The sequence below is a fragment of the Bacillus sp. PS108 genome (assembly GCF_037963335.1).
Classification (GTDB): domain Bacteria; phylum Bacillota; class Bacilli; order Bacillales; family Bacillaceae; genus Bacillus; species Bacillus subtilis.
Map to the genome: position 1 here is coordinate 2,153,178 of NZ_CP150155.1, position 26,437 is coordinate 2,179,614.

Below are 26,437 nucleotides of genomic sequence, written 5' to 3' on the forward strand. Positions count from 1 at the left end.
CATGTACTATATGAAACTGATATGCAAATTAGGAGATTCGTTGCTATGCACTTTGTGTAAAAACGCTTACAATATTTCATGAAAGGAGGCTTTCCGCATGATTGACACTCTGTTTGCCACAGTTTCACTCTTAACATTATTATACTTTGTCGTCATGGAGGTCACCGATTAACAGAAAGCCCGTGATATGAATCACGGGCTTGTTTGAATGACGCCATAATGGAACAGTGCTGTTTTTCTTTTCATGACGTTAAAACCAAACTGTTCAAACCGCGGGCTTTTCCAGTGGTCTTTTAGCACAACGCTTTTTCTGGCGACTCGTACCGCTTCATTGATACATCCTTCGTGCAAAATGGAATCCTCTGCCAAATCACGTAAAGGCGCGATGCCGTCAGAGGTCTCTACAGGTTCATGAAACATTGGATCGAAATAAACCACATCAACAGAGTTGTCAGGAAGCTGCTTGATGTGTTCAAAGCAATCACCATTCTTCACCTGGATTCTTCTCATCGCAGCTTGAAGCTCTTCTATACCCGTTTCCCATGAATGCAGCCCCGTCCTCACTAAAACAGACACAAGATGGTTTTTTTCAATCCCAACAACAGAACCCGTTTCGCCTACTGCCATACTTGCGATAATGGCATCTGACCCCAGCCCGAGTGTGCAATCTAAAAACGTATCCCCTTCAGATAAGCCCGCAGCCCGAAGCATAGGCTCTTTCTCCCCCTGTAAGAAGCGTTTGGCTCTGAACATCGCTGTATTCGGATGAAAAAAGAATTTGGCACCTTGTTTCGTATACAGCTCAAACCGCTCTTTGCCGACCACAAGCAAATCACGTTCAGCTGATTTCAGCAGGTGTTCAACCGTTTGTTTATTCCGGCCGCAGTATGGCATATTTAGCTCTTTAGAAAGCTGCTTTGCAGTTTTTATGGTGTGTTCAGACGGTCTATAGCTTGTTGTTATCATCTTCTGTACTCCCAAAAAGAAAATGCCCGGAGAACGGGCATTTAGCAGTGCGCATCGAAGGCAGCAGTCAGATTTTTCATGATTTCTTCCATATCGTGTCCTTCAATTTCATGACGCGGAATAAAATGTACGACTTCTTTGCCTTTCAAAAGAGCCATTGATGGTGAAGAAGGCTCCTGGCCAGTAAAATACTCACGCATTTTCGCAGTAGCTTCTTTATCTTGGCCCGCAAAAACAGTCACCGTATTGTCAGGTGTTTTGCCATTCTGGAGGACTGCCTGTGTAGCCGCAGGACGCGCAAGGCCTGCCGCGCAGCCGCATACAGAGTTAACGACTACAAGAGTTGTGCCCTCTGCCTTTTCCATAAAGTTTTCTACTTCTTCCGCTGTTGTTAACTCTTCAAAACCTGCTCCAGTCAGCTCGCGGCGCATCGGTACGACAAGCTGGCGCATGTATTCTTCATAAGCCATTGACATAAAAAAAGCCCCCTCTAGTATCCTTCATCTGAAGTAAAGGATACTATAGAGAGGGCCGGATTTCAAATGTTCACACCTTAAAATAAAAGAAAGTGTCCCCAGCTATCTAGATTTTCATAATACCGCCGGTGTTGGCACTTGTCACAAGTTTAGAATAACGTGCCAGGTAGCCGGTTTTCACTTTCGGTTCAAAACCTTTCCAGTTCGCTTTTCGTTTTTCCCACTCTTCTTCTGGCACTTGTACATCCAAGATGCGTTTTTCAATATCAACGATAATATGGTCTCCGTTTTCAACAAAGGCAAGCGGCCCGCCCTCAGCGGCCTCAGGTGATACGTGGCCGATTGAGAGGCCACGGGAGGCTCCGGAAAAACGTCCATCCGTAATCAATGCCACTTTTGGCCCGAGTCCCATTCCAACGATTTGGGATGTTGGCGCCAGCATTTCCGGCATGCCAGGTCCGCCTTTTGGCCCTTCGTATCTGATGATGACAACGTCGCCTTCTTTTACTTTTCGGTTGATAATGCCGTCAAGCGCCTCGTCCTGAGAATCGAATACGACAGCCGGCCCTTCGTGTCTTGTAATCCCATTCTGTACGCCGCCTGTTTTAATGATAGCGCCGTCCGGAGCTAGATTACCGAATAAAACAGCAAGGCCGCCCTTTTCAGTGAATGGTTGATCCAGCGGATGAATGACGTCATAATCCTTTACTTCATGTCCGGCAATAGTTTCTCCAAGAGTTTTTCCTGTAACAGTCAGCGCATCTAAATGAAGCGCTCCTTCTTTCTTGGAAAGCTCATTCAGAGCCGCTGACACGCCGCCCGCTTCATGAAGATCTTCAATAAACACATCCGATGCAGGAGCCAGCTTGGCCAAGTGCGGCACGCGCTCAGCGACTTCGTTAATGCGTTCTAAAGAGTATTCAACGCCGGCTTCGTTTGCAAGGGCAAGCGTATGAAGAACGGTATTTGTAGAACCTCCGAGCGCCATATCGAGTGCAAACGCGTTATCAATCGCTTTTACTGTAACGATATCACGCGGTTTGATATCTTTGCGAATCGTTTCCATTAATTGCACAGCCGATTTTCTCACAAACTCTTTGCGTTCCGGAGATGTCGCCAGAATGGTTCCATTACCCGGCAAAGCAAGACCAAGTGCTTCTGACAGACAGTTCATTGAGTTCGCCGTAAACATGCCTGAGCAAGACCCGCACGTTGGGCATCCGAACTGCTCTAGTTCTTGAAGCTCGTTTTCGTTGATTTTCCCTGCTTGGTAGGCGCCTACCCCTTCGAATACTGAGGAAAGAGAGATTTTTCGCCCGTCACTTGTTCTTCCTGCCGCCATCGGTCCGCCGCTGACAAAAATCGTCGGAATGTTGATGCGCATTGCCGCCATAAGCATTCCCGGTGTGATTTTGTCGCAGTTCGGAATACAGACCATTCCGTCAAACCAGTGTGCGGATACAACCGTTTCCACAGAGTCTGCGATAATTTCACGGCTTGGCAGCGAATATCTCATACCGATATGCCCCATTGCGATGCCATCATCTACCCCAATGGTATTAAATTCAAACGGCACGCCCCCTGCTTCTCTGATTGCTTCTTTTACGATTTTCCCAAACTCCTGCAAGTGAACATGACCGGGAACGATATCAATGTATGAATTACACACCGCAATAAACGGCTTGCCGAAATCCTCTTCTTTTACTCCTGCTGCACGAAGCAAACTGCGGTGCGGAGCTCTATCGATTCCTTGTGTGATCATATTACTGCGTAATTCTGCCATGGTGATCCTCCTAAATTCTTTCAATTGTTTGATTGGATTTTATTTTGACAATTTTCAGTTTATTTATGGGCTGTTTTTGCAAATAAGATAAATACAGGCCGCCCTCACCTTGTTTTGTTCTTTCGTGTTTTTATATTTATATAGCTTTCTTTCGATTTGAACCCTCCAACTATTAATATTGTTACTTACTATAAATAGTTTTCGGATATTTTTCAACAATATTCGAAATAATTTTTATAAAAAGTGAATTCACATAAAAAAGGTGCATGATCTGCACCTTTTTTATTTCTATTCGCCTTTTTTTCTGCTTTCCGTCATTTGTTTCCAAACAGAACCTTTTGCTTCTTCTCCATGCTCAATACGTTCAAGCGCCATTTTGACTTGAAGGCTGACCTCAAATTCAGGGTCATCTTCGGCAGCGCGCAAAGCTTCAATTGCACTTTCATCGCCGACTTCGTACAGGAACATGGCCGCACGCCAGCGAACAAGCTTGCTGGAGTCGCTTAACGACTTGATCATAGCGGGAATGGCTTGAGGATCGCCGATATCAGACAGGCAGTCTCCGGCCGTTCTTCTGACTGATACAGCTTTGTCCTCAAGTGCTTTATACAATAGAGGAAGAACATCAGGTGTTTCAATCATTCCTAAGTACACAACAGCCTGTCTTCTGATGGACACCTTTGGATCATCCAATGCCTTCTGTAAAACCGGGATATCCTCTTCTTTCGGATCCATCTGTTCCAAGTGTGCATAACGCTTTTTCCAGTCCTCATCATCCAGCATGTCAAGCGTTACTTTATACGCTTTGCGCTGTACAGCTTGTTTTGCTTCGCCCTTTCCTTGAGCGGCTGCTTCAGTCAGTCGTTTCAGCCGTTCATCACTGTATGCCGCCTGAAGCTCTTCTGTCACATCATGGCCGATTTCATCAAAGTCACCGAATCTGACACCTTGTTCTTTCCAAGCCCGCTCAAACACAACATTGGAAGCTTCAGATCTAAGTTTTAAGATCGCCTGCTGAAAGCGTTCAGGTAAGCCGAAGCGTTCTTCCCGCTCTCCATCGGTTAATTTAACTTGCATAGGAATGCCGCTGAACATCTGCACAAAAACTTTTACCTCTCCAAAAGATTCTTGATCAGAACGATTTTCTTCTCCGCTTTCAGCACTTTCCATCCCAAATGCAGTGCGGACTTGCGGTAAAATGTCTTTCCAGTCGTATCTTGCATTCCGTTCAACAGCAAGAAAATCTGCGACGTGATATACCCCTTTAACTCCATCTATTTTAAGGATTTCCGCTATAACAGGCGGTGCGCCTTCTGCTTGCTCAGGTTTATAGTTATTGCTTTTGCCCGCCGGAAGCTCTTCCGTTAAGATGACTTTCATTGTATTCGGGCTTGGTGTAGGTTCAATTGATTTTATCTTCATGATCGTCCTCCTATAGCATATCTGTGACTTATTCTATCATAGTCGCTCCAAGCCTTCTATTACGACGTTTCGGCATCAATCCCGGGTATTTCTTTTTCTAATTGGCGGACAAACTGAAGCATAAAATTGTGTCTTTCTTCTGCCAGTTCCCGTGCAGTGTCTGTATTCATCATATCTTTCAGCCGCAGCAGCTTATGAAAAAAATGAGTGTAGGCGCTTCGATCATCTCCATAAAGGCCATGCCCGTTTGCGCCTGCAAACATGAAAGCTCTCGCAATGCCGACAGCACCAATCGCATCAATTCTGTCAGCATCCTGTACGGCTTTTCCCTCAATTGAGAGCGGCTCCTTCGCCAGCTTTTCCCTGTCTCGAAAGGACATCCTTGTTATAATATGAATCACCCTGTCAGCATTCTCTTTTCCTACTCCGAAAAAAACGAGCTGATCATATACTTCGCTCACAGAAAGCCTGACCGTGTCAGGCAGCTTCACATCAATTAAATCATGAACCAAAGCCGCCGTTTCAACAATGAACAAATCCGCTTTTTCCTTTTCTCCAATATACGCTGCAAGATCTGCTACTCTTGATACATGATGCCAGTCATGTCCAGAGCTTTCGTCAGTCAGGATAGATTGAACCCATGCCCTGATTTGCTCTGCCTGCTGCTTCAATTCCTTCACAAAAACACCCTCTTTTTATTGCTCTAATAGCTTCACGATATCGTCTTCCAGCTCTTTCGGATTTGTATTTGGTGAATAACGGCCAACGATTTCTCCATTTCTATCCACTATAAATTTCGTGAAATTCCACTTGATCGCCTTAGTTCCCAGCATCCCTTTCGCATGTTCTGTCAAATACACAAACAGCGGGTGGGCGTTTTTCCCGTTTACATCCACTTTTGAAAACATAGGAAATGTAACACCGTAATTTGTTTCACAAAATTCCTGTATGTCAGCCTCTTCACCAGGCTCTTGGTTCATGAATTGATTGCAGGGGAACCCTAAGATCTCCAGCCCCTCCTGCTGATATGTATCATATAATTCCTGCAGCTGCTTCAATTGGGAAGTAAAACCGCACTTACTTGCTGTATTCACGATCATCAGTACCTTTCCCGCGAAAGGCTGAAGTGTCATGTCTTTCCCTGTGATTGTACGTACCTTCATATGATAAATAGACATGTAAGTCCCTCCTATGTCCCTGGTGCTGATTATTTTACCTTTTTTAAATCGCAATTCAAAATGTAAACATCAATTAAGAACTCATAAGAAACCTAACGATATGAGCGTCAGTTCATTATCAATTCATATGGCTCGTTTTTTATCTTATCATTCTATAAAACATTACAATTCCCTCTGACATCTTTGAAAATCATTTTACTGTGAAACCAAAAGGCGTGTCAGTGCGTTTTATTTAAAGAGTTTTCTGTTGTTTCCCCCTCAACACGTATAGATAGATTGAAAATTGGCGTGAAAATTCCTATAATGAAGAAAATTAAACGGGGAAATAATGGAGGTGGCACGTTGCCTATTAATATACCAACACACCTGCCGGCAAAACAGGTGCTTGAAAGTGAACATATATTTGTAATGGATGAAAGCAGAGCATTTCATCAGGATATCCGGCCGCAAAAAATTATTATATTAAATTTGATGCCGAAAAAAATCCAAACAGAGACTCAGCTTCTCAGATTGCTTGGAAATTCGCCTTTACAGGTTCATTTCACATTTTTAATCCCAAGCACACACACGCCGAAAAATACTGCGAGAGAACACCTTGACGAATTTTACACGACTTTTTCCAATATCCGTCACAAGAGGTTTGACGGCATGATTATCACCGGTGCGCCGATCGAGCATTTGGCGTTTGAAGAGGTTTCATATTGGGAAGAGCTCAAGGAAATCATGGAGTGGAGCAAAACAAATGTCACTTCAACCTTGCATATTTGCTGGGGTGCTCAAGCAGGTTTGTACTACCATTACGGTGTGGAAAAAATTCAAATGCCGAAAAAAATCTTCGGTGTGTTCGAACATACCGTTCTTTCAAAACACGAAAGATTGGTAAGAGGTTTTGACGAGCTATACTACGTGCCGCATTCCCGGCATACAGATATAAATATGGAACAGCTTCAAGCAGTGCCCGAGTTAAACATTCTTACCGCATCAAAGGAAGCCGGGGTGTGCTTAATTGTGTCCAAAGACGAAAAACAAGTCTTTTTGACAGGGCACCCTGAATATGATACAAATACGCTTCTGCAAGAGTATGAAAGAGATTTGGAACGAAACCTTTCTACTGTCGAGGAGCCTAAACATTATTTTGCAAAAGGCAGCAACGAGCCAGTGAATCGCTGGAAAGCGCATGCCACATTATTGTTTATGAATTGGCTGAATTATTACGTTTACCAAGAAACTCCTTATGAATGGGACTAATTTTTCTTTTTTTAGTGATACGCTGAGCAAAAAATATGATAAAATACATCTGATTCAGTCTGCGTATAACAAAAATTTAAAATACTGGAATCCAAATCATTTAAAATTAGCTTAACTTTTTCACTGCATTAATAATTCGATTATGTATTTGTGTTATGTTTATGTATAGACAATAACTCCTTACGATGCATGAAGCTTGCTTGTTGTTGATTACATTGAGGTGAATTTACTTGAATACCAATAAAAGAGTATTAATTTTGACTGCAAATTACGGAAATGGACATGTGCAGGTAGCCAAAACACTTTATGAACAATGTGTACGGCTCGGCTTTCAGCATGTAACAGTTTCTAATTTGTACCAAGAGTCAAATCCGATTGTTTCAGAGGTAACTCAATACCTTTATTTAAAAAGCTTCTCAATCGGGAAACAGTTTTATCGTTTGTTTTATTACGGAGTTGACAAAATCTATAATAAACGTAAATTCAATATTTACTTTAAAATGGGTAATAAAAGATTGGGCGAACTTGTCGATGAACATCAGCCCGATATTATTATTAATACATTTCCGATGATCGTCGTGCCGGAATACAGACGCCGAACTGGAAGAGTCATTCCTACCTTCAACGTTATGACTGATTTTTGTCTTCATAAAATTTGGGTTCACGAAAACGTGGATAAATATTATGTGGCGACAGATTACGTGAAGGAAAAACTGCTGGAGATCGGCACTCATCCAAGCAACGTAAAAATCACAGGAATTCCAATCAGGCCGCAATTTGAAGAATCCATGCCGGTTGGCCCGATATATAAAAAGTACAATCTTTCACCAAACAAAAAAGTGCTTCTGATCATGGCAGGTGCTCACGGTGTATTAAAGAACGTAAAAGAGCTGTGCGAAAACCTTGTCAAGGATGACCAAGTGCAAGTAGTTGTCGTGTGCGGGAAAAATACGGCTTTAAAAGAATCTTTGAGTGCGCTTGAAGCGGAAAATGGTGACAAATTAAAAGTTCTGGGCTATGTGGAGCGTATTGATGAGCTATTTCGGATCACAGATTGCATGATTACCAAGCCCGGCGGCATTACTTTGACAGAAGCCACAGCCATTGGAGTGCCTGTCATTCTGTACAAACCCGTGCCTGGCCAGGAAAAAGAAAATGCAAACTTCTTTGAAGACCGCGGAGCTGCCATCGTTGTGAACCGTCATGAAGAGATTCTCGAATCAGTCACTTCCCTTCTTGCAGATGAAGATACCTTGCATCGCATGAAGAAAAACATTAAGGACCTTCATTTAGCAAACTCCTCTGAAGTGATTTTAGAGGATATCCTGAAGGAATCAGAAATGATGACTGCCAAACAAAAAGCCAAAGTGCTATCGTAATGGCGAACTTGAGAGCATACGAAAATCGTGTGCTCTTTTTATTTATATTCAGCCATCAATAAAAGCGGTTACATTTTTTTGTGGAACTTGCCCTTCTTTTGAAAAATAAGCCGTTTCGCAACTTGACGGGTGCTCCCAGATGGTGTATAGTTGAACCATCATTTAACAATGAATCGAAGTTAGATGATGACAAAATTTTTTTTAGCACATGGGTGCTACAGTACTAGGAGGAATTAAGCAATATGCAAAACGGTAAAGTAAAATGGTTCAACAACGAAAAAGGATTCGGCTTCATTGAAGTTGAAGGCGGAGACGATGTATTTGTTCACTTCACAGCTATCGAAGGAGATGGATACAAATCATTAGAAGAAGGACAAGAAGTTTCTTTTGAAATTGTCGAAGGTAATCGTGGACCTCAAGCTTCTAATGTTGTAAAACTCTAAACTCAATACATGATGATGAGATGACAAATAGAGGAGAGGCATTCGCCTCTCCTATTTGATTTTCATCTGGATTTCAATCGCCAAAATGTTTTGTTTACACCTCTGTTCAATCTCTTCAACATACTTTTCCATTGACGGTTTTCCTTTTTTCGCGATATCCGCCAGTTCTTCTAAATCACTGTATATTTCTATAAATGTTTTGTGAAGGATCAACTTCAAGTCTTTATCATCCATAGCTGCGTTCCCCTTCTCTATCAAGATACCTCAAATAGTAAAACAGTCCTATTTATTCTGGTTCAATAGTTATATCGGCTTATTTTTATTTTCTTTTCTATTTTGGTACATAAATTTCAAAAAAACTCTGCAAAATAATGGCGGAGGTGTTTTTTGTGACTTCAGAATTTCATAATGAGGATCAGACTGGCTTTACGGATAAGCGGCGGCTGGAACTAGCGGTGGAAACAGCGCAGAAAACAACAGGAGCTGCGACGAGAGGCCAAAGCAAAACATTAGTTGACTCTTCATATCAAGCCATTGAGGATGCTAGAGAACTGTCACAATCTGAAGAGCTGGCAGCTCTCGATGATCCTGAATTTGTAAAGCAGCAACAGCAGCTGCTAGATGACAGCGAGCATCAGCTGGATGAATTCAAAGAATAAAAACCGCAGCTTCTGCGGTTTTTATTTTTAGTGATTGGTTAAGACATCTCCGTATTGTTTCAGCTTTTCACCAACCGTACATTTATTGATACAAAATGAATGCGCATAAGTTTTGCCAAATTCTTTGCGAAACTGCTTCTTAATAAAACAGTCCTTACAATATTCATCGTGCAGTTCTGTCAGTTCTTTAAAGATCATTTTCTTATCCAATATCGTCATCTCCGTTACGGTCTAATTTCGTGTGGCTTTCTACGAATTGATGGGATAGAATTTTTTTAGCGAGGCCGTCAGCTTCCTGATTATCTTTTCGTTGTATTGTTTCGTAGGTTGGAGTAAGCTTCAGCGATTCAAGGAGTGCTTCTATTTTGTCCAGCCATTCATTATGAGATGGATCATAACAAGGCCAGCTGCCGTCAAGCTGATTCAGCACAACAAGCGAGTCCCCTTTGATTGTAATTGAATTTCTGCTTGCCCCAAGCTCTCTTACTTCTCTTATTGCTTCATAAAGCGCTGCGTATTCAGCTTCATTATTGGTTTTCAGCCGGAAGCTTTTATTTTTTCTCAAGCGATGCCGGGTTCCTCCCAGTGAATAATAGATGACGATCCCGAGACCGGCCAATTCGCTCTCCTTATCGAAACTGCCGTCAAAATAAACAGTAATGTCATCAGGCTCTTGAGCAAGCTCCTCTGTCAGCTTTTCCAATTCCTTCAGCGTCCAGCTGCCGCCTTTCTCGTCTTCGAACTCTAGCTCTTTCATGTATGGAAAACGTCCAAGTTCTCTGGCGAGCATACGTGCCTGCTGTGCTGTCAGCCAGTCTTCGCTAAAAAATGAGACGGATCCCGTTCCTTTTGCTTCTATTTTCAAATGCGGTCTGAGCTTCATTACAATCACCTTACCATTCATTAGTTGCCGGGCTTATGCTATAATCAAACCAATCTTACCCCGGAAAGGAAGCTTTTTCATCTTGTTTAATAATTCGTTTTGGATCTTTTTTGCGATCATTCATTTTATCATTGTTCTTTTATTTTATAAAGGATTTGGCAAAATGGGGCTGTTTGTTTGGATCGGTTTTGCGACAGTCTGCGCCAACCTCCAAGTCGTCAAAACAGTCGAACTGTTTGGCTTAACAGCGACACTTGGGAATGTGATGTATGGCACAATCTTTTTTGCGACAGATGTGCTGAATGAAAAATACGGACCAGCTGAAGCCAGAAAAGCGGTATGGCTCGGATTCTCAACGCTCCTGACGCTGACATTTGTCATGCAGGGCGTGCTGCTTTTCGAACCGGCTTCCAGCGACATATCACAAACAGCGCTGGAAACGATCTTCGGATTCCTTCCGCGAGTTGCGTTAGGAAGTCTGCTTGCCTTTATCTTCAGCCAAACGCTGGATGTTTATGTATATTCGGCAATTAGAAGGATATTTCCTTCTGATCGGCTTTTATGGCTCAGAAACGGCGGCAGTACAGCAGTCAGTCAGCTGTTTGATACATTCATATTCACTGCAGTCGCCTTTCTCGGCATTTATCCGGCAGGCGTGTGGCTTCATATTTTTATTTCTACATATTTGATTAAGTTTGCGGTATCTTTGATTTCATTGCCTTATGCTTATGCAGCCAAAAAAATGATACCTAAAGATGAAAGGAGTTCATAATGCCTACAGAAATATACGTAGACGGCGCAAGCGCTGGTAATCCCGGACCTTCCGGTATCGGCATTTTTATCAAACATGAGGGAACAGCAGAATCCTTCTCTATTCCAATCGGAGTGCATACAAATCAGGAAGCGGAATTTCTTGCATTAATTGAAGGGATGAAGCTATGTGCAACGCGCGGGTATCAATCGGTTTCCTTTCGAACCGATTCAGATATTGTGGAACGCGCCACTGAGCTTGAAATGGTTAAAAATAAAACGTTTCAACCGTTCGTAGAAGAAATCATCCGATTAAAAGCGGCATTCCCTCTTTTTTTCATCAAATGGATACCGGGCAAGCAAAACCAAAAAGCCGATCTTCTGGCAAAAGAAGCGATTCGGCTGAATGAAAAGAATTAAATCTTGATCATTGGTTCATCCTAATGGCGAGGTGAACTAACATGAAAAAGAAAGATAAAGGCCGGCTGACCGGCGGTGTTACTCCGCAAGGCGACCTGGAAGGCAATACACATAATGACCCTAAAACAGAGCTTGAGGAGAGAGCAAAAAAAAGCAATACAAAACGCTAGAGAAGATCTAAACGATCTCTCTAGCGTTCAGCTTTTCAAGCATACGCTCAATTCCTTTGATTTGGTGGCGGCGAAGCATGTCAGCCGCCTGCTCCATTTGCAAAGTAAATAAAGCGTCTTTCAGTGTGCAGGCCAGCGGCACTGAGCAATGAATTTCCGCCAGCTTCCTCGACATCTCCAAATCACTTAAACCTTGCTGAATTTTTCCCTGCTGTCCTTTTGGAAGAAGAGAAAGATTTTCCAATAAACGGTCAATCGTTTCGTATTCACGAATCAGTTTGTAGGCTGTTTTTTCTCCAATCCCTTTGACTCCGGGATAGTTATCACTGGAATCTCCCATAAGCGCTTTAATATCAATCAAAGCCTTCGGCATTACGCCTGTTTCTTCATAAAAAGTCTCTTTTGTATAGACTTTATAATTTCCGATTCCTTTTTGAAGTAAAGCAACGCTTACTTTATCCGTTAACAGCTGAAGTAAATCTCTGTCCCCTGTTACGACCGTAATGTCCGCTTCATTCGCAAATAAATCGGCAAGAGTACCGATACAGTCATCCGCTTCATAGCCGGCAAAGCCAATATTCATGATTCCAAGCTCTGCGGCTGCTTCCTTTGCCAAATCAAACTGCGGAATCAGCTCCACAGGCGGCGCGCTGCGGTTGGCCTTATAATCTTGGAACAAGTCATTTCGGTACGTTTTGCTCCCCATGTCCCAGCAGCAGACGACGTGTGTCGGCTGGAATGTTTCCACGGCTGTAATCAAATGCTTTAAAAAGCCGTTGACGCCGTTCGTCAACACCCCGCTGTCATTTATCATAAAGTTGCGATGTACGGCCGTGGCAAAAAAGGCCCGGAATAAAAGAGCCATGCCGTCAACCAGCAATAGTTTATTATTATTCATCAAATAACTCCCTTTTCTTTCATTCCTTCTATTTTATCATAAAGCAGCCCAAAAATAAAAAACAGTATCTCTTTAATTAGAGATACTGTTTGGATATTTATCAATCGTTGTGTCTTTTGTTGCTGGCGATCAGCTTTTCAGCTTCGCGTCCTGCGTAAGAGTCAAAATGGGTTTGAAATCCGTTTTTCTTTTTGGCATTGTTATTCGCCTGTGCATTTCTGTTTCCGAGCTTTGTTCTGCCCAACATGAATCCCCCCTTACGTCGGATGCATATAGTATATGCTTCCGGCAGGAGGTTCACTCGCGACAGGATCATCCAGCTTACATGCGGCTTACGTATTCTCTGACCATTTCTTTTGATACAAGCCGTCTTGTCGGGACGATGCCTTTTTTAGCGAGCTGATTCATTTGCTCGGTAATTTCATTAATTGCATCTGTAGTATAAGGTTCATCGTTTCTGCATTTAGCAACAGCTTCTTCAATCGCCAATTCACGCATATTTTCAAGACGCATAAATGCTTTGATATGCTCGTGCTGTTTTGATGAATGTGCTGAAATTGCTTTATGTACCTCTGACATTAATCGTTCATCTCGCTTTTTTCTATTTAGTCTATCATGACTTGAAATACAAGCCAACTGAATTTTACATTTTTATTGTATTGTCTGAATTTTTCCAGGAGATGCACGCCTGGTACGCCATTTCAATCTCTTTCGCATGTTCCCCTTCCGCATATCCTCTTAAATATGTCTCTTTTTGATCCATTATTTGCGCGATTGCTTTTTCACCCATATCTTCCTGTAAGCGTCTGAGGTGAGCTGTGTAATGAGAGATCAGGCTTTCTTCTTCATTTTTTATCCATGCCTCTGTGATTTTCGTAAGTTTCATCCGTACAGCTTCGATAAAGGCCGCTTTTCCTTTCTGCTCAAAAAACTGCTTCGGTGATTTGACCTCTTTTAGTTCCTGCTCAAAAGCACGTTCTTCTATTTCCGGTTCAACTTCCTTCAACTGTATGCCGTTCGAATGCTGATCACCCGCATAAACGGAAAAATAACCGTCCTCGTTTAATATTTTTTGAAAATGATCTAGCCATTCTTCATTGATATGCCGTTCGATGAAACCGCTCATGCGAACATCAAGCGTTTTGATTTCCTGAATATATTCAAATTGATATTCATGTAAGGCTGTTGTCATCGCTTTACTGACGTTCTTTTTCCAATCCCCGTTTTGCAGCCCGGGATGAAATGCCGATTTTAATAAATCATTTGCAAAATATGATAATCGCTGTGCAATGTGATATAGCTGCTCTCTTGTATCTTTTTTTACTTTTTCAATGATGGTTTTTGAGTTCCGCCGTTTCTCGATATCGGCCGCTGTCCGCTCAAATGACAGCATAAGGCGCTGTTTCTGCGCTTCCTTCTCTTCTCGGGACTGATGCTGGGATTGGTGAAGCTGAAAAACGGTTTCGCATAGTTTGTCTGCCTCCGAACTGAGCTGCGCTGCTGACGCTTTTTTTACATCCACTTCGATAAACCGGTCTAAGTGTTTTCTTACTTTCGAGAACTGATTATAAAATGACTCCGGTTTTCCCACCAGTTCCTCCTTACTTGATACGGTAAAGAGCTGCGGCTCATAAACCCCTTCTTTTACAAGCTCTGCGCTGACATAATCGGTCACTGTTTCGAGCTCTATTTTATCTTTTGCAAGGTCTGCAGCATTAATAATAAAAAACATTTTATCCATGCTGAGCGATTCTTTCACAAGTCCAAGCTTTCGCAAAAATGAACGGTCTCCTTTTGAAAAAGAGTGCTGATAATAAGTCATATAAAAAAATGCATCAGCATCTTTGATATATTGGAATGCCAGTTCTGTATGCCGTTTATTCATGCTGCTCGCGCCGGGTGTATCAACGATCGTAATCCCTTTTTCAGTGAGCGGGCATGTATAGTAGACCGTTACCTCTTTCACAGCACAGGCCGTTGTTTCCTCTGCTACATACGGCTTTAATTCAGAGAGCGGAATCGTTAATTTCTTCCGTTCCTGTATATACTGCTGATACTTCTCGTATGCAAGCAGAAAATTGCTGATTAATTTCACTTGTTCTTCCTGCAGCCTGTTTTTTTTGACTGCCTTTTCCCACTTCTCTGTGAAGGAACGGCCTGCCGGTTCTTTTGGTATTCCGGTGAGCTGCAAAATTTCAGCCGTTATGTCATCCTCTGTCTTAAACACTACATCCGCTGTTTTGTTTAAGTTGCCATTGATTGGCTTTGTGATCTTGTTAATTGTCGCTGTGGTTGGCGTTGGTGAGGATGGCAGCACTCTTTCGCCGACAAGCGCATTGGCAAATGATGATTTCCCCGAGCTAAAGCCTCCAAAAAGAGCGAGTGTAAATTTCCGTTCCTCAAGCCTTTTCACCCTTTCACGAAACGCTGAAGTTTGCTTTAACAACATGCTGCATTCGCCTAAAATGTCAGACAAAGTGTAAAAGCGTTTGATTTGGTCTTGAAGCGGCATTTCTTGTTCCATTTTGATTTCTGATTTCGGCATCGGCTGCGCCGTCAGCTGGCTTCGGCCTTGTTTCTGCTCTGGAGCCGCCACTCTTGTTTTCTTCGATTTAAACCATTCTGTGTCTATATGCATTGGGCATGCGGACTCTTCTTCCCAAATGGCCCACAGGCGATCGGTTTTCTCTCGGGCATTATTCTCTAAACGTGCCTGTTCTTGAAGAAAGACAAGTTTTTCTGATTCTTGGACGAGCCGGTCGTTAATTGTTTGCACATCTTTGGAAACACGCTCTTTCACCATAGCGGAGAGCACCTTTATTATGTCTGCGGCTTCTCTTTTCGCCTCTTTCCGGATGAGCTCTGCCAAGTCTTTTGTATATTGCAATACATATTCAGAGGAAAAGGCTGCACCATGCTTGACCGCGCGTTCAATGATGCTTATATCAAGCGGTGTGCGATAGGCCTGAATCAGCTTTTCACTTTCAGCAGTATAAACATCAAATGCCTTGGCGAGTTTATGAAGCGTGTCTATCATATGCCAATCCGCTTCGGCCTCTGTTCGTTTTGCCACATCAGAGAAAAAAGCATTCCGTCTTTTATCTCTTTCCTGTGCAGTTTTCGCTTTAGAAAAGAAAAAGCCGGTTTTAAAAGAAGGCTCTTGTGATTCTAAAAATGCAGCCGCCAATTCACGCATTTCAAAAGGCGTCAGGTTTGCGTTTTTTAAAATACGATTGATTTCTTCCAGCATCCTCTTCTCTGCCTCAGTCGTTTGTTTTTCGGCCTCATTCAATTGATCACGCAGCGATTGGACCAGTCCAATTTGGATATTAAGCTGTTCAGCGAAACTCGGAGCGCCTGTTTCGTCTTTCTTCAGCATTTCCGTATGTTCCTTTAGCAGATTACGGACTTTTTGTTCCGTTAAAGCCTGCATATTGCTTTTTGATTGCTGTTCTATTCTTCTTAACTCTTCTCTCAGGGCCCCCATCTGATTGAACGGGTGATCCGGTTCTGTTACTGATGTAAAATAGAGCGCTTCCCTTGAAATCCCTTCATTGCAAAGCATCTCCTCTACCTGCGCTTGATAGTCTCCAAATTTCGTCTCCGTCTCATCATGGCGGTCAATTTGATTGACGATAAAATACACATTCGGAATGCTTTCTTTTATTGATCTGAGAAACTTTACATTTTCTTCAGAGTGCACGTGATTATAGTGAACGACGTAAAACAGCGCATCAGCTTGGTGAAGAATAGAAGCAGCCGATAGAAAATGCGCATCATCTGTTGAATCTATCCCTGGAGTATCAATATACGCAACCCCGGAATCGATCTCAGTATACCTGTCAAAAATTTCGACGCTTTCAATCTGTTCCCCGTCTTTACAATATTGCTGCACCTTGTCTTTCTGGTAAGCTCCTTCCAGCTCAGCACACGCTCCGTCTGTTGTATGAAGCCGAACTCGCTTTTCCCCGTTTCTGATCACAACAAGGTTAGCGCTTGTCGGAATCGGGCTTGTCGGCAAAATATTCTCCATTAACAGGCAGTTCAGCAGTGACGATTTTCCCGCTGAATAATGCCCGGTAAACGCGATATAAACCTCTTCATCAGCCGCTTTTTTCATGACCGCAGCCAGTTTAGCAGCCCTTTGTTCATCTTGATTCTCAATAAATTGCTTATAAAGTTCCCCAGTTTTATGCAAAAGCTCTTTTCTGTTTTGATCTGTCATAAGTCTGAACCCCTTTGTGCCGTTTCAATTGTGAACCTTTTTCGAAAGATCTGAATTCATTCCCTTTTCATTTTACACAAGAATAAACCAAATTTCTTTAGGGAAATAGAAAAAAGCCGCCATTACGGCAGCTTCTATAAAAGAAAATCTGCAACTTTTACAAGTTCCAGATTCATCAAACAGATTTATTAGAGATTCCTTTTAATACAAAACCAATTAATACACTATATGTACAAACCGCTCCAAGCAAAAACAGCATTGTCATTTGCTTCACCATCCTGATTGAGAATCTTTTTCAAATTCATTTTAACATGGTTGAGAATGATTTTCAATCGCTATTTTACGCTGTATTCCTGTAATGCTTTGTCTTCTGCGCGAATTCTGACGCTTAACAACACGGCATTGAAAATGGAAAACAGACACATGGTGACGTATGCTTGATAAAGCAGCGGAATCAGCAAGATTTCGAGTATAACAACGGCATAGTTTGGATGTTTCATCCATTTATATGGACCTTTTTTTACAAGCTCTACACCTGGAACAACAAGGATTTTCGTATTCCAATATGCCCCTAAGGAACAAAGCGCCCAATACCGTACGATCTGTACGCTTAAAATCACTGCAGCGATACCGAGCCACCAGCTGGACGGCTGTTTATTCATCAGCAGCACCTCGGCAATTAAGGACAGGAAAAAAAGGATATGCATCGTAATGATATACGGATAGTGGCTCTCGCCAAATTCAATTGCTCCTTGCTTCTTTACCTTTTGTTCGTTTTGCCTGGCCACTGCCATTTCTGCTGCTCTTTGAACAATGAGAATGGCGATCAACAACCAAAACATGAGTCAGGCCCCCTTTTCCCAGCTGAATAACAGCAACTCTGATGAGAAACCCGGCCCTAATGCGCCAATCAGTCCGCGTTCAGCTTCCTTTTTATGTCCGTTCTGCAGATGGTCTTTGATCACATACAAGATTGTGGCTGAAGACATATTTCCGTGCTTTTGCAAAATGCTTTGCGCAGATGAAAGCTTTTCTGACGACAGCCCGAGACTTTTGATGTATGCATCGATCACTTTTTTTCCGCCTGGATGCGCCAAAAAAACACTGATATCATGGAATGACAGCTTATGTTTGTCCAAAAAAATCTGTACATTTGTTTTGAGCCATTTTTCCACCAAGGTCGGAATGTCTCGTGAGAAAATGACTTTGAATCCTTGATCGGTAAAGTCCCAGCCCATGACATCTTCTGATTGTTTCATCAAAATAGATTGGGCGTCCATTATCTTCGGCGCAAGCTTCAGCTTTGACATCCTGCGGTCCGCCTTCTCTCCGCATAATAAAGCTGCGGCAATGCCGTCACCAAAAAGCGAGGTGCCGATCAGATTGCTTTTCGTTTTATCTTCCGGCTGGAATGTCAGGCTGCATAGCTCGGCAGCAATGACAAGCACAAAAGCCTCAGGATACGCTTTGCAGTATTCGGCTGCACGCGCAAGTCCGCTGGCTCCTCCTGCACAGCCAAGCCCCCAAATCGGAATCCGCTTCGTATATGGAGAAAACGGAAGTTCATTCATAAGCCGCGCCTCGATACTCGGTGTGGAAAGACCTGTACTGGAGACGAAAAAAACAGCTTCCACTTTCTCATAAGGAATGGCTTCTTGAAAAAATTCCGGATGAGAGAGGCACTCACGAACAGCCGCTCTGCTGTGTTTAAGTGTTTCTTCTATGTATATTTGATTTTTTTCTTCAAAGCTGTGCCCCTCTTTATACCATTCAATCGGCTTAACAAACTGTCTCGAATGGATTTGCCCGTTTTTAAAGGAGGATAACAGCCGGTCAATATCCTTAAAAGAATGCTGAAACATATAGCGGGCGAACTCGGCCGCTTTCTCTTGGTTTACATTATACGCAGGAAGACTTGTTCCAATGGATAAAATAAACGCCATGCGATCACCTCTTTGCATACATTGTGCCGCAACAATCTTTTTTATATGCAAAAAAACTCCGCCGCGGCGGAGTTAGACTGCTGTTTTTTGTTCAGCGAGGTCAGCTTCTTGTTCTATTTTTTTAGCTTTAGAAAAAACGTTATATACAATATTTAAGACGACTGCAGTAAAGCTGCCCGCCACAATGCCATTCGTTGTAAGCAGCGTTAAGGCACTCGGAAGCTGTTTGAAAATATCCGGCACAACGGTCACACCGAGCCCCAATCCCACTGAGCAGGCAACAATCAGCAGATTTTCCTGTTTCGCAAAATCAATGCGGCTGAGCATTTTAATCCCGTAAGCGATCACCATTCCAAACATCGCCACCATTGCACCGCCCAAAACAGCGGATGGAATAATGGTCGTAAAAGCAGCGATCTTTGGAAACAGCCCAAATGCCATTAGGATCACACCTGTGACCACAATGACGGCATTTTTTTTGATCCCTGTGAGCTGAACAAGCCCGACATTTTGAGAGAATGCCGTATAAGGAAAAGCGTTAAAAATACCGCCCAGAAGCACAGCCAGTCCTTCAGCTCGATAGCCTTTAGACAAATCTTTCTCTGTCAAACGGCGGTTTGTCAGGTCACCTAAAGCAAAGTAAACACCAGTTGACTCCACAAGGCTGACAATTGCAACGATGGACATCGTAATGATAGGCGCTGCATGAAAAGACGGCGCGCCGAAGTAAAATGGCTGAATCATTTGAACAACTGCCGCATCCGAAACATTATCAAATTGAACTTTCCCCATAAAATAAGCGATGAAGGTGCCAAACAAAATACCGATCAAAATCGAGACGGACTTGATAAAGCCTTTTGTAAAACGGTATAGAAGCACAATGATACTCAACACGGTAAAAGCAAGAGCAAGGTTGGAGAGATCTCCGAAATCTGCACTTCCTTCTCCGCCGGCCATGTTATTCATGGCAACCGGCATCAATGTAATACCGATAATCGTAACAACAGAGCCTGTCACGACCGGCGGAAAAAACGATACGAGCTTTCCAAAGAAAAATGAAATAAGAATGACAAGAATGCCTGAAGCGATAATGCTGCCGTAAACTGTTGAAACCCCATATTCAGATCCAATCGCAATCATTGGCGATACAGCTGTAAAGGTACATCCAAGCACTACCGGAAGCCCGATCCCAAAAAATCGGTTGCTCCACACTTGCAGAAGTGTAGCCACACCGCACATAAAAATATCAATTGATACTAAGTAAGTCAGCTGCTCGACGGTCAGTCCCATTGCTTTTCCGACAATCAGAGGAACGACAATGGCGCCGGCATACATGGCGAGAACATGCTGAATCCCTAAAGACAGCGTTTTGCCGAATCCATTTCTCATGAATGAACCTCCTGTACGAAGGACACTTTTCCTTCTTCTAAAGACTGAATTCTTGCCAAAGATTCCACTCGGTAGCCCAGTTTTACAAGTTCTTCTCTTCCCGGCTGAAATGACTTTTCAATAACAATGCCGATTCCCGCGATAGAAGCTCCCGCTTGCTTCACAATCGACACAAGCCCGTGCGCTGCCTGTCCATTTGCCAAAAAATCATCGATAATCAGCACATGATCCTGATCCGACAGGTGGGTCCCAGACACTGCGATTTGGCTTTCTGTTTGCTTCGTAAAGGAATAAACAGACGCTGTCAGCAGGTTGTCGGTGAGTGTTAACGATTTATGCTTTCTCGCGAAGACAACTGGCACACCCAGCTTCAAGCCCGTCATTACAGCGGGGGCGATACCTGATGATTCGATTGTCACAATTTTGGTAATACCGTCTTTTGCAAACCTGGACGCAAATTCGTCACCAACTCTCTGCATAAGCAGCGGATCAATTTGGTGATTCAAAAAAGAATCCACTTTCAATACCTGATCAGATAATACGACGCCTTCTTCCTCTATTTTCCGTTTCAGTGCTTCCATCCTGTCTTACCTCCGTTATGAGAATAAAAAAAGCATTGCCCGCTCAAATAAAGAGCAAGCAATGCTGATATCACAAAAAACCGTACACGTGCGGTTCCATTGCTCACCCATAGTCGGACATTTACGGTGCCCGGTAGAAACTTGCGTGCCATATCCACGCGATTATATGAGTGTTCCTATTATATTGTAATAAATTATATCAAGATTCTAATCTCTTGCATAGGCTGAAAATAAAAATTCCCGAACTTTATTTTTGTTTTTTTAGATATCATTCGTATTTAAAGGGAATTCGATATAAAAGAGCCTGACGACCGCGCCGCCAGGCTTTTGATTATGACAGATAGAGATTTGAATATTTGTTTGATAAATAATCAATTAAATAACGAACATTCAGCTCTTCTCCTGTTGCATCTTTAATAATGTCTAACGGCTTTTTCCGTTTTCCGTGAATGTGCACCTTTTCCGTCAGCCATTGCTTTATCGGATGGAACTCTCCTCTTTCCAAGAGAGCGTCAAATTCAGGGAGATCCTCAAGCATTTTTTGTTTCAGCTGAGCCGCATACATGTAGCCGAGCGCATAGGATGGGAAGTAGCCGAAATCTCCACCTGCCCAATGGACGTCCTGTAAAATCCCCTCTGCGTCGGTCTGCGGTGTAATCCCTAAATAATCCTGGTATTTTTGATTCCAAAGCGACGGCAGATCTTCCACAGACACTTCATTGCTGAAAATCGCTTTTTCAATTTCATAACGGATGATGATATGAAGAGGATACGTCAATTCATCCGCTTCGACCCTGATAAATGAAGGTTTTGATTCATTGATTGCCCGGACAAAATCATCCAGGGAGATGTCCTTGAACTGTTCAGGTGATGCTTCTTGAATCTTCTGATAGTACGGTGTCCAAAAATGCTTGTTGCGGCCGATAAAATTCTCGTAAAATAATGATTGCGATTCATGAATTCCCATTGATGCGCCGTCTGACAAGTTCGTGCCACTGAGTGCTTCATCAATATTTTGCTCGTATATCGCGTGCCCGCACTCATGAATGGTGCCAAAGATCGCCGTCCGGAAATCTTTTTCATCATATCTCGTCGTGACCCGAACGTCTCCCCGGTTCAGCGTAGTTGCAAACGGATGAACGGTTTCATCAAGTCTTCCGCCATCAAAATCGTAGCCAAGCTCCTGTAAAAAATACAGACTGAGCTCTTTTTGCTTTTCTTTCGGGAACGCTTTTGTAAGAAAGCTTGTATCTGGTTTATTTCCGGAAGCTGTCACCTGTTTAACAAGAGAGATAATCGCTTCCTTCAGCTCAGCAAACAGCTGATCAAGCACCTTTACCGTGACGCCGGGCTCAAACAAATCAAGCAATGCATCATAAGGATGCTCTTGATATCCCCAATACGTAATAAAACGTTTATTGAATTCAATCAGCTGTTCTAAATAAGGAGAAAACAAGCTGAAATCAGATTTTCCTTTCGCTTCCTCCCACGCTGTTTCTGCCTTTGAACACAGAATTACGTATTCTTTGTATTCAGCCTCAGGGATTTTCTTATTCTCTTCATACTCTTTTTTCGCCAGTTCCACTGCTTTTTTCGTATCTTCCGACAAGTCATCAAATCGTTCATACAGGACATCGATAAGCTCCTTCATTCGATCTGATGTTTGGATATTGAATATATCTGTTGAAAGCTGGCCGATGCTTTCGGCACGATCCTCTGAGCCGTTTTTCGGCGCGCCTGTTCTGGAGTCCCAGTGCATTAACGCAACTGCTTCGCTGTAATGTGAGATTCTTTTTAAAAGATCAAAAAATTCTTTTTCATATGTATGTATCTCCATATCCATTCCCTCCCTATTCTAGCCGTTCCATTACAGGCTAATGGAAGGGGGTATGAAAGTCAAATTGTTTGTATAAAAGGCTGCCGGTATGTTTTGCGGCAGCCTTTTTATTCAGTTGATCGTCATTTGATTTTTTGGCGGAGGTGTTCTTCGCTTTTTCTGCTTGATTTTTTTATCCACCCACACTGTTGCCAGCGGGGTTAAGAGCGAGGTGACAATAACGCTTGTCGCGATAATTGCAGTTGCCGACTCAGCAACTGGCGCAAATGAGGCATTCGCTTCCGCTAATGCGTATGGCACGGCTACAGCCGCCCCTGCCGTAGAAGAAGCGGCCACACCCGCGACACCGTCTCCCCGCGCGACAAAACGATCAAGTAAAAACAAGGAACTGCCCGATAAAATGACGACAGAAACTCCGATAAAAATGCCGAGCAGCCCTGATTGGATCAGCATTCCAAAATTCAAGGTATTGCCGAGCGAAAAGGCGAAAAATGGAATGATCGCCGGCACAACCTTGCTGAATAAGTCTCTGAGATCGTGATCCAGATTTCCAAGTATACATCCAAGTAAAAACGGGATAACTGTCGCTGCCAGCGTTTCCCATGGGAATGCGGCAAGTCCCGTCACACCAAACGTCACCATGGTCATAAAAGGACCAGATTCTGTACTGATAAAGGCGAAAGCGCCCGCATCCTCTTTTCTTCCCATGTGATTCATGAGCGCCAAATACAGTCCGCCGTTCGTTTCATTCATTACCGCGACAATTGCTAAAACAGAAAGGCCTGCAAAAAAGCCGGATTGTATGCCTTCGTCAGGTATAAATTGCGCTGCGATCACGCCGAGCAGTGCCGCAAATCCGACCTTTCCCAATAATAACGTGATTCCTTTTCTTGCGATATAGCCTGAAGAACGAAAATCAATCGTTGCTCCTACGCAAAAGATAAAAACACCCAGTATTGGCAGCGTTCCGGTAATCAAAGCACCCGTAAACCCTCCAAAGAACTCCGCTGTTCCAGGCGCAAACGTGTTGAGCGCCGCTCCAAGAAATAGCGGAATAATCATCATTCCGCCAGGTACCCGTTCAATTGTCGCCTTGATTTTCATATTGTGGATTCTCCCATCCTCCGGTTATGAAAAAACAATTCCACTTACACTTGGAAAACAGCCTGCAAATCCTCTTTTGAACAGCTGCCCAGCTGGCTGCCGACTCCGACGGCGCCAGCTCCGGCTCTAAGCCAATCCGGCACTTCAGACGGATGTATCCCGCCTGTCGGAATAAAGGTCACCTGCGGGAAAGGACCCGCTAAATTTTTCATAAACGGGATGCCAAACACACCGCTTGGGAACAGCTTTAATGTCGTAAAACCGAATGTCAACGCTTCCATAATTTCGCTCGGAGTCAAGACGCCGGGGATATAATGTGTTTTTACAAAAGATAGATGTTCAGCAAGATCAGCTGAAAAACCCGGACTGACAATAAACTGTGCTCCAGCCTCAGCAGCTTCCCCAGCTTGCTGCGCGGTGATGACAGTGCCCGCGCCAATTAAAATATCTTCCCTATTACGGAAGGATTCGATAATATCTGATGCCCCGGGGGTCGTATACGTCACTTCAACTGCACGAATCCCTTTATCTAACAAACTCTCAATCTGCTGACAGGCCTCCTGCGTATCCTTTGAACGAATGACTGCAATCAGCTTTGCTTCTTTCAGACGGTTTTCAACGACTTTGGACTCCATATTAATAATCCCCTTTCTTTTGGTGAACCGTTCTTTGAGCAGATAAAAAAGAAGCTAATTTCTCCCTGGTCGGCAAACCGTCCATATCCCCCGGTGCCTGCACTTGCAAAGCGCCAATCGCATTTCCCCTTTGCACCGCATCCTTGTACGACAAACCGTCTAGGATACCGCTGATTACACCGACTGCAAATCCGTCTCCGGCGCCGACTGTATCAACCACCCGGTCGACCCGGCAGCCTTCTAGAAATCCTTCACTTGTCACCGTTTTAAAGTAAGCGCCTTCTTTTCCAAGTTTAATAGCAACAAAGCTGGCACCTTTTTTCAAATAATAGTCGGCAATGCCTTCAGGTGTTTTTTCTCCGGTCAATAGCTCTCCCTCTGCGATACCCGGGAAAAACCAGTCTGCAAGCCCAGCCAGATCATTGATTGTGTGTACCATTGTTGCTTGATCAGGCCAAAGCGAAGGTCTTACATTAGGGTCGAATGAAATGGTCTTCCCTGCGTTTCTCATGTCGTTCATGACATGATACGTGAAGTCTTTCATCTCGGCTGATAAAGCAGGCGGAATGCCTGTCACATGCAAATGGCCTGCGCATTGAAAATAATCTCTCGGATATTCAGCTGAAGTTAATGTGCTTGCAGCTGAGTTTTTCCTATAGTAGGTAACTTGCGGGTCGCCTTCTTTCACTTTTGACTTCAGCAGCAGCCCGGTGGGATTTTCGTCCTGCGAGCGGATCACGCGGGACACATCCACTCCCTCTTTTTTAAGTTCCTGTACAATAAACGTTCCGAGCTGATCATTGCCGACCTTGCTCATCCATCCCATTCGAAATCCGAGTCTGGCAAGGCCACAGGCGACATTGCTTTCTGCTCCGGCAAGCCCTTTAGAAAAAGTGGATACTTCATGAAGGCCTCCATACTCATTTGCATAAAACATGGCCATTGATTCCCCGAATGTCACCGCATCAAGCTTCATCTCTTCCCAACCTCCTCTTAGTTGAGGGCACCTAGGATTAAAGTGACTTTCTCATGATGACTTTTGCCTCTAATTCAATGGTTTGAGGCGCTCCTTTGTCACCTTCAATCCTTTTTAATACACGTTCCATCGCCGTCCTGCCCATATCATGTGACGGCTGGGCGATCGTTGTAATACCTGGACCGATCAGTTTATACCATTCCGTATCATCGAATCCTGCAATCCCTATATCTTGAGGGATGCGCAGGCCAAGCTCTTCCATACAGCTGATGATTTTCAGCATAATCAAGCCATTCAAAGCCAGAATCGCTTTTTTTTGCTCCGGCATTTCCTTGTGAAAAGAACGAAGCGCCGCCTTAAGCTGCTCCTTGTCCTTTACGTCAATTTCATGCAATCTGACAAGCCCGTTCACATTTTGAACCGAAGCCATTTCCTGATACACAGCTGCTCTTTCTGCACGAGGGCTTATAGAGGAAATCGGTTCGGTAAACAGCGCGACATCAGTATACCCTTTGCTGTACACCTTCTGAAGAATCTCTTTTGTGATCCATCTGTTGTCAGTCGTTACGGTATCCAGTTTCAGATCCGGCAGTTTCCGGTCAATTAAGATGGTTGGAATTTGCTGTTCAGCAAAAGCGCGGAGTACATCCTTGTTTTCCCCTGTTGCGTTTAAAATCAAGCCCTCAACCGAATGGGCTTCTAGCTTTAAGAGCATTTCCCGCTCTTTTTCAGGACTGTTATCTGTGTTGCACACCATAATGCTGTAACCATATTGATCACAAACCTCTTCGACTCCCCTGAAAGCAGCGACCGAAAAAGGATTTGTAATGTCAGCCACAACAAATCCGATTAACTTACTTTTTTTTATTTTTAAACCTTGTGCCATTTTACTCGGCCGATAATTCAATTCTGCGATTGCCTTTTTAATGTTTTTCACTTTTTCAGGAGAAATCGCGTCAATTTTTCCGTTAATATAGCGGGAAACTGTCGATTTCGAAACTCCTGCACATTCAGCTACATCTTTGATGGTTGTATGGCCTGTTGTTTTCTTTTTCATTCAAGTGCTCCTGTA

General features: G+C 43.4%; 31 protein-coding genes and 1 riboswitch. Of the genes, 8 read left to right on the plus strand and 23 right to left on the minus strand.

What is annotated here, in order from left to right; genetic code table 11:
- Positions 1-192: 192 nt before the first annotated feature.
- From NSQ16_RS10895 to NSQ16_RS10920, 6 genes are all read right to left on the minus strand, one after another.
- The gene (locus NSQ16_RS10895) at positions 193-966 is read right to left on the minus strand and encodes a class I SAM-dependent methyltransferase (RefSeq protein ID WP_326248317.1); all 774 of its coding nucleotides are present in this window, start codon (positions 964-966) and stop codon (positions 193-195) included.
- A gap of 41 nt (positions 967-1,007) precedes the next feature.
- Positions 1,008-1,442, minus strand: a complete 435-nt coding sequence (brxA, locus tag NSQ16_RS10900) for a bacilliredoxin BrxA (RefSeq protein WP_074794583.1) — start codon at positions 1,440-1,442, stop codon at positions 1,008-1,010.
- Positions 1,443-1,548: 106 nt separating this feature from the next.
- Entirely contained in the window at positions 1,549-3,225 is a 1,677-nt protein-coding gene (ilvD, locus tag NSQ16_RS10905; RefSeq protein ID WP_327836975.1) for a dihydroxy-acid dehydratase, read from the minus strand.
- A 288-nt stretch (positions 3,226-3,513) separates the two neighbouring features.
- Positions 3,514-4,647, minus strand: coding sequence for a conserved virulence factor C family protein (locus NSQ16_RS10910; RefSeq protein WP_032722021.1), 1,134 nt, complete (start codon positions 4,645-4,647; stop codon positions 3,514-3,516).
- A 59-nt stretch (positions 4,648-4,706) separates the two neighbouring features.
- Positions 4,707-5,327, minus strand: coding sequence for an Mn(2+)-dependent (deoxy)ribonucleoside pyrophosphohydrolase (hdhQ, locus tag NSQ16_RS10915; RefSeq protein WP_327836978.1), 621 nt, complete (start codon positions 5,325-5,327; stop codon positions 4,707-4,709).
- 15 nt (positions 5,328-5,342) lie between these two features.
- Positions 5,343-5,825, minus strand: a complete 483-nt coding sequence (locus NSQ16_RS10920; protein ID WP_003230784.1) for a glutathione peroxidase — start codon at positions 5,823-5,825, stop codon at positions 5,343-5,345.
- A 342-nt stretch (positions 5,826-6,167) separates the two neighbouring features.
- Between NSQ16_RS10920 and metA the strand changes: the two genes are divergently transcribed.
- The 4 genes from metA to cspD all read left to right on the plus strand — a co-directional run bounded on the left by metA (position 6,168) and on the right by cspD (position 8,895).
- Positions 6,168-7,073, plus strand: coding sequence for a homoserine O-succinyltransferase (gene metA, locus NSQ16_RS10925; RefSeq protein WP_015714134.1), 906 nt, complete (start codon positions 6,168-6,170; stop codon positions 7,071-7,073).
- Between the two features lie 230 nt (positions 7,074-7,303).
- Positions 7,304-8,452: a diglucosyl diacylglycerol synthase gene (locus NSQ16_RS10930; RefSeq protein ID WP_003246153.1), complete on the plus strand. Its 1,149-nt coding sequence runs from the start codon at positions 7,304-7,306 to the stop codon at positions 8,450-8,452.
- An 80-nt stretch (positions 8,453-8,532) separates the two neighbouring features.
- Positions 8,533-8,679, plus strand: a complete 147-nt coding sequence (locus NSQ16_RS10935) for a hypothetical protein (protein ID WP_119123067.1) — start codon at positions 8,533-8,535, stop codon at positions 8,677-8,679.
- 15 nt (positions 8,680-8,694) lie between these two features.
- On the plus strand, positions 8,695-8,895 hold the full coding sequence (gene cspD, locus NSQ16_RS10940; RefSeq protein ID WP_003230776.1) for a cold-shock protein CspD: 201 nt from the start codon (positions 8,695-8,697) through the stop codon (positions 8,893-8,895).
- 51 nt (positions 8,896-8,946) lie between these two features.
- Here cspD and degR read toward each other — a convergent pair whose 3' ends face one another.
- On the minus strand, positions 8,947-9,129 hold the full coding sequence (degR, locus tag NSQ16_RS10945; RefSeq protein ID WP_003230774.1) for a transcriptional regulator DegR: 183 nt from the start codon (positions 9,127-9,129) through the stop codon (positions 8,947-8,949).
- A 155-nt stretch (positions 9,130-9,284) separates the two neighbouring features.
- Here degR and NSQ16_RS10950 point away from each other — a divergent pair, with 155 nt between their 5' ends.
- A complete protein-coding gene (locus NSQ16_RS10950) occupies positions 9,285-9,554 on the plus strand; it encodes a DUF2564 family protein (protein WP_144500732.1) in 270 nt (89 codons plus the stop codon).
- Positions 9,555-9,581: 27 nt separating this feature from the next.
- Here NSQ16_RS10950 and NSQ16_RS10955 read toward each other — a convergent pair whose 3' ends face one another.
- On the minus strand, positions 9,582-9,764 hold the full coding sequence (locus NSQ16_RS10955) for a zinc-finger domain-containing protein (protein WP_004399003.1): 183 nt from the start codon (positions 9,762-9,764) through the stop codon (positions 9,582-9,584).
- Positions 9,757-10,437 (minus strand): ribonuclease H family protein, encoded by a 681-nt coding sequence (locus NSQ16_RS10960; RefSeq protein ID WP_014477138.1) that lies wholly within the window; start codon positions 10,435-10,437, stop codon positions 9,757-9,759. The genes NSQ16_RS10955 and NSQ16_RS10960 overlap by 8 nt, the downstream gene beginning before the upstream one ends.
- A gap of 82 nt (positions 10,438-10,519) precedes the next feature.
- On the opposite strand from NSQ16_RS10960, the gene NSQ16_RS10965 reads away from it, so the two are divergent.
- The 3 genes from NSQ16_RS10965 to sspL are packed head-to-tail and all read left to right on the plus strand — an operon-like array spanning position 10,520 to position 11,777.
- Positions 10,520-11,209 carry a queuosine precursor transporter gene (locus NSQ16_RS10965; RefSeq protein ID WP_014477139.1) on the plus strand — a complete coding sequence of 230 codons (690 nt, stop codon included), beginning with the start codon at positions 10,520-10,522 and terminating at the stop codon, positions 11,207-11,209.
- Entirely contained in the window at positions 11,209-11,607 is a 399-nt protein-coding gene (locus NSQ16_RS10970) for a reverse transcriptase-like protein (RefSeq protein WP_015251853.1), read from the plus strand. The genes NSQ16_RS10965 and NSQ16_RS10970 overlap by 1 nt, the downstream gene beginning before the upstream one ends.
- A 41-nt stretch (positions 11,608-11,648) precedes the next feature.
- Positions 11,649-11,777 carry a small, acid-soluble spore protein L gene (gene sspL, locus NSQ16_RS10975; RefSeq protein WP_003218255.1) on the plus strand — a complete coding sequence of 43 codons (129 nt, stop codon included), beginning with the start codon at positions 11,649-11,651 and terminating at the stop codon, positions 11,775-11,777.
- Between the two features lie 7 nt (positions 11,778-11,784).
- Here the strand turns inward: sspL and exnP are convergent, their stop codons facing one another.
- The 14 genes from exnP to kdgR all read right to left on the minus strand — a co-directional run bounded on the left by exnP (position 11,785) and on the right by kdgR (position 26,422).
- On the minus strand, positions 11,785-12,675 hold the full coding sequence (gene exnP, locus NSQ16_RS10980) for a 5'-3' exonuclease ExnP (protein WP_327836982.1): 891 nt from the start codon (positions 12,673-12,675) through the stop codon (positions 11,785-11,787).
- A 100-nt stretch (positions 12,676-12,775) separates the two neighbouring features.
- Positions 12,776-12,922, minus strand: a complete 147-nt coding sequence (locus NSQ16_RS10985; RefSeq protein WP_003230761.1) for a hypothetical protein — start codon at positions 12,920-12,922, stop codon at positions 12,776-12,778.
- 74 nt (positions 12,923-12,996) lie between these two features.
- Positions 12,997-13,254, minus strand: coding sequence for a YpbS family protein (locus NSQ16_RS10990; protein ID WP_003230757.1), 258 nt, complete (start codon positions 13,252-13,254; stop codon positions 12,997-12,999).
- 64 nt (positions 13,255-13,318) lie between these two features.
- A complete protein-coding gene (gene dynA / locus NSQ16_RS10995; RefSeq protein ID WP_327836984.1) occupies positions 13,319-16,900 on the minus strand; it encodes a dynamin GTPase in 3,582 nt (1,193 codons plus the stop codon).
- 175 nt (positions 16,901-17,075) lie between these two features.
- The gene (gene fbpC / locus NSQ16_RS11000) at positions 17,076-17,165 is read right to left on the minus strand and encodes a Fur-regulated basic protein FbpC (RefSeq protein WP_100069434.1); all 90 of its coding nucleotides are present in this window, start codon (positions 17,163-17,165) and stop codon (positions 17,076-17,078) included.
- A 70-nt stretch (positions 17,166-17,235) separates the two neighbouring features.
- Positions 17,236-17,742, minus strand: coding sequence for an alkylpyrone methyltransferase (bpsB, locus tag NSQ16_RS11005; RefSeq protein WP_004398552.1), 507 nt, complete (start codon positions 17,740-17,742; stop codon positions 17,236-17,238).
- 3 nt (positions 17,743-17,745) lie between these two features.
- On the minus strand, positions 17,746-18,843 hold the full coding sequence (bpsA, locus tag NSQ16_RS11010; RefSeq protein ID WP_327836986.1) for a type III polyketide synthase BpsA: 1,098 nt from the start codon (positions 18,841-18,843) through the stop codon (positions 17,746-17,748).
- 72 nt (positions 18,844-18,915) lie between these two features.
- Positions 18,916-20,232: a xanthine permease PbuX gene (pbuX, locus tag NSQ16_RS11015; RefSeq protein ID WP_327836989.1), complete on the minus strand. Its 1,317-nt coding sequence runs from the start codon at positions 20,230-20,232 to the stop codon at positions 18,916-18,918.
- Positions 20,229-20,813 (minus strand): xanthine phosphoribosyltransferase, encoded by a 585-nt coding sequence (xpt, locus tag NSQ16_RS11020; RefSeq protein ID WP_046381132.1) that lies wholly within the window; start codon positions 20,811-20,813, stop codon positions 20,229-20,231. Before xpt ends, pbuX begins: the two co-directional genes overlap by 4 nt.
- Before the next feature lie 90 nt (positions 20,814-20,903).
- Positions 20,904-21,003: riboswitch (purine riboswitch) on the minus strand.
- Positions 21,004-21,144: 141 nt separating this feature from the next.
- Positions 21,145-22,650 (minus strand): carboxypeptidase, encoded by a 1,506-nt coding sequence (gene ypwA, locus NSQ16_RS11025; RefSeq protein WP_327836990.1) that lies wholly within the window; start codon positions 22,648-22,650, stop codon positions 21,145-21,147.
- A 111-nt stretch (positions 22,651-22,761) separates the two neighbouring features.
- Positions 22,762-23,754 (minus strand): 2-keto-3-deoxygluconate transporter, encoded by a 993-nt coding sequence (gene kdgT, locus NSQ16_RS11030; protein ID WP_040082818.1) that lies wholly within the window; start codon positions 23,752-23,754, stop codon positions 22,762-22,764.
- Positions 23,755-23,798: 44 nt separating this feature from the next.
- On the minus strand, positions 23,799-24,389 hold the full coding sequence (gene eda / locus NSQ16_RS11035) for a bifunctional 4-hydroxy-2-oxoglutarate aldolase/2-dehydro-3-deoxy-phosphogluconate aldolase (protein WP_014480094.1): 591 nt from the start codon (positions 24,387-24,389) through the stop codon (positions 23,799-23,801).
- A 1-nt stretch (position 24,390) separates the two neighbouring features.
- Positions 24,391-25,365: a 2-dehydro-3-deoxygluconokinase gene (kdgK, locus tag NSQ16_RS11040; protein ID WP_327836992.1), complete on the minus strand. Its 975-nt coding sequence runs from the start codon at positions 25,363-25,365 to the stop codon at positions 24,391-24,393.
- Positions 25,366-25,402: 37 nt separating this feature from the next.
- Positions 25,403-26,422, minus strand: a complete 1,020-nt coding sequence (kdgR, locus tag NSQ16_RS11045) for a pectin utilization transcriptional regulator KdgR (RefSeq protein ID WP_015383935.1) — start codon at positions 26,420-26,422, stop codon at positions 25,403-25,405.
- Between the last annotated feature and the right edge of the window lie 15 nt (positions 26,423-26,437).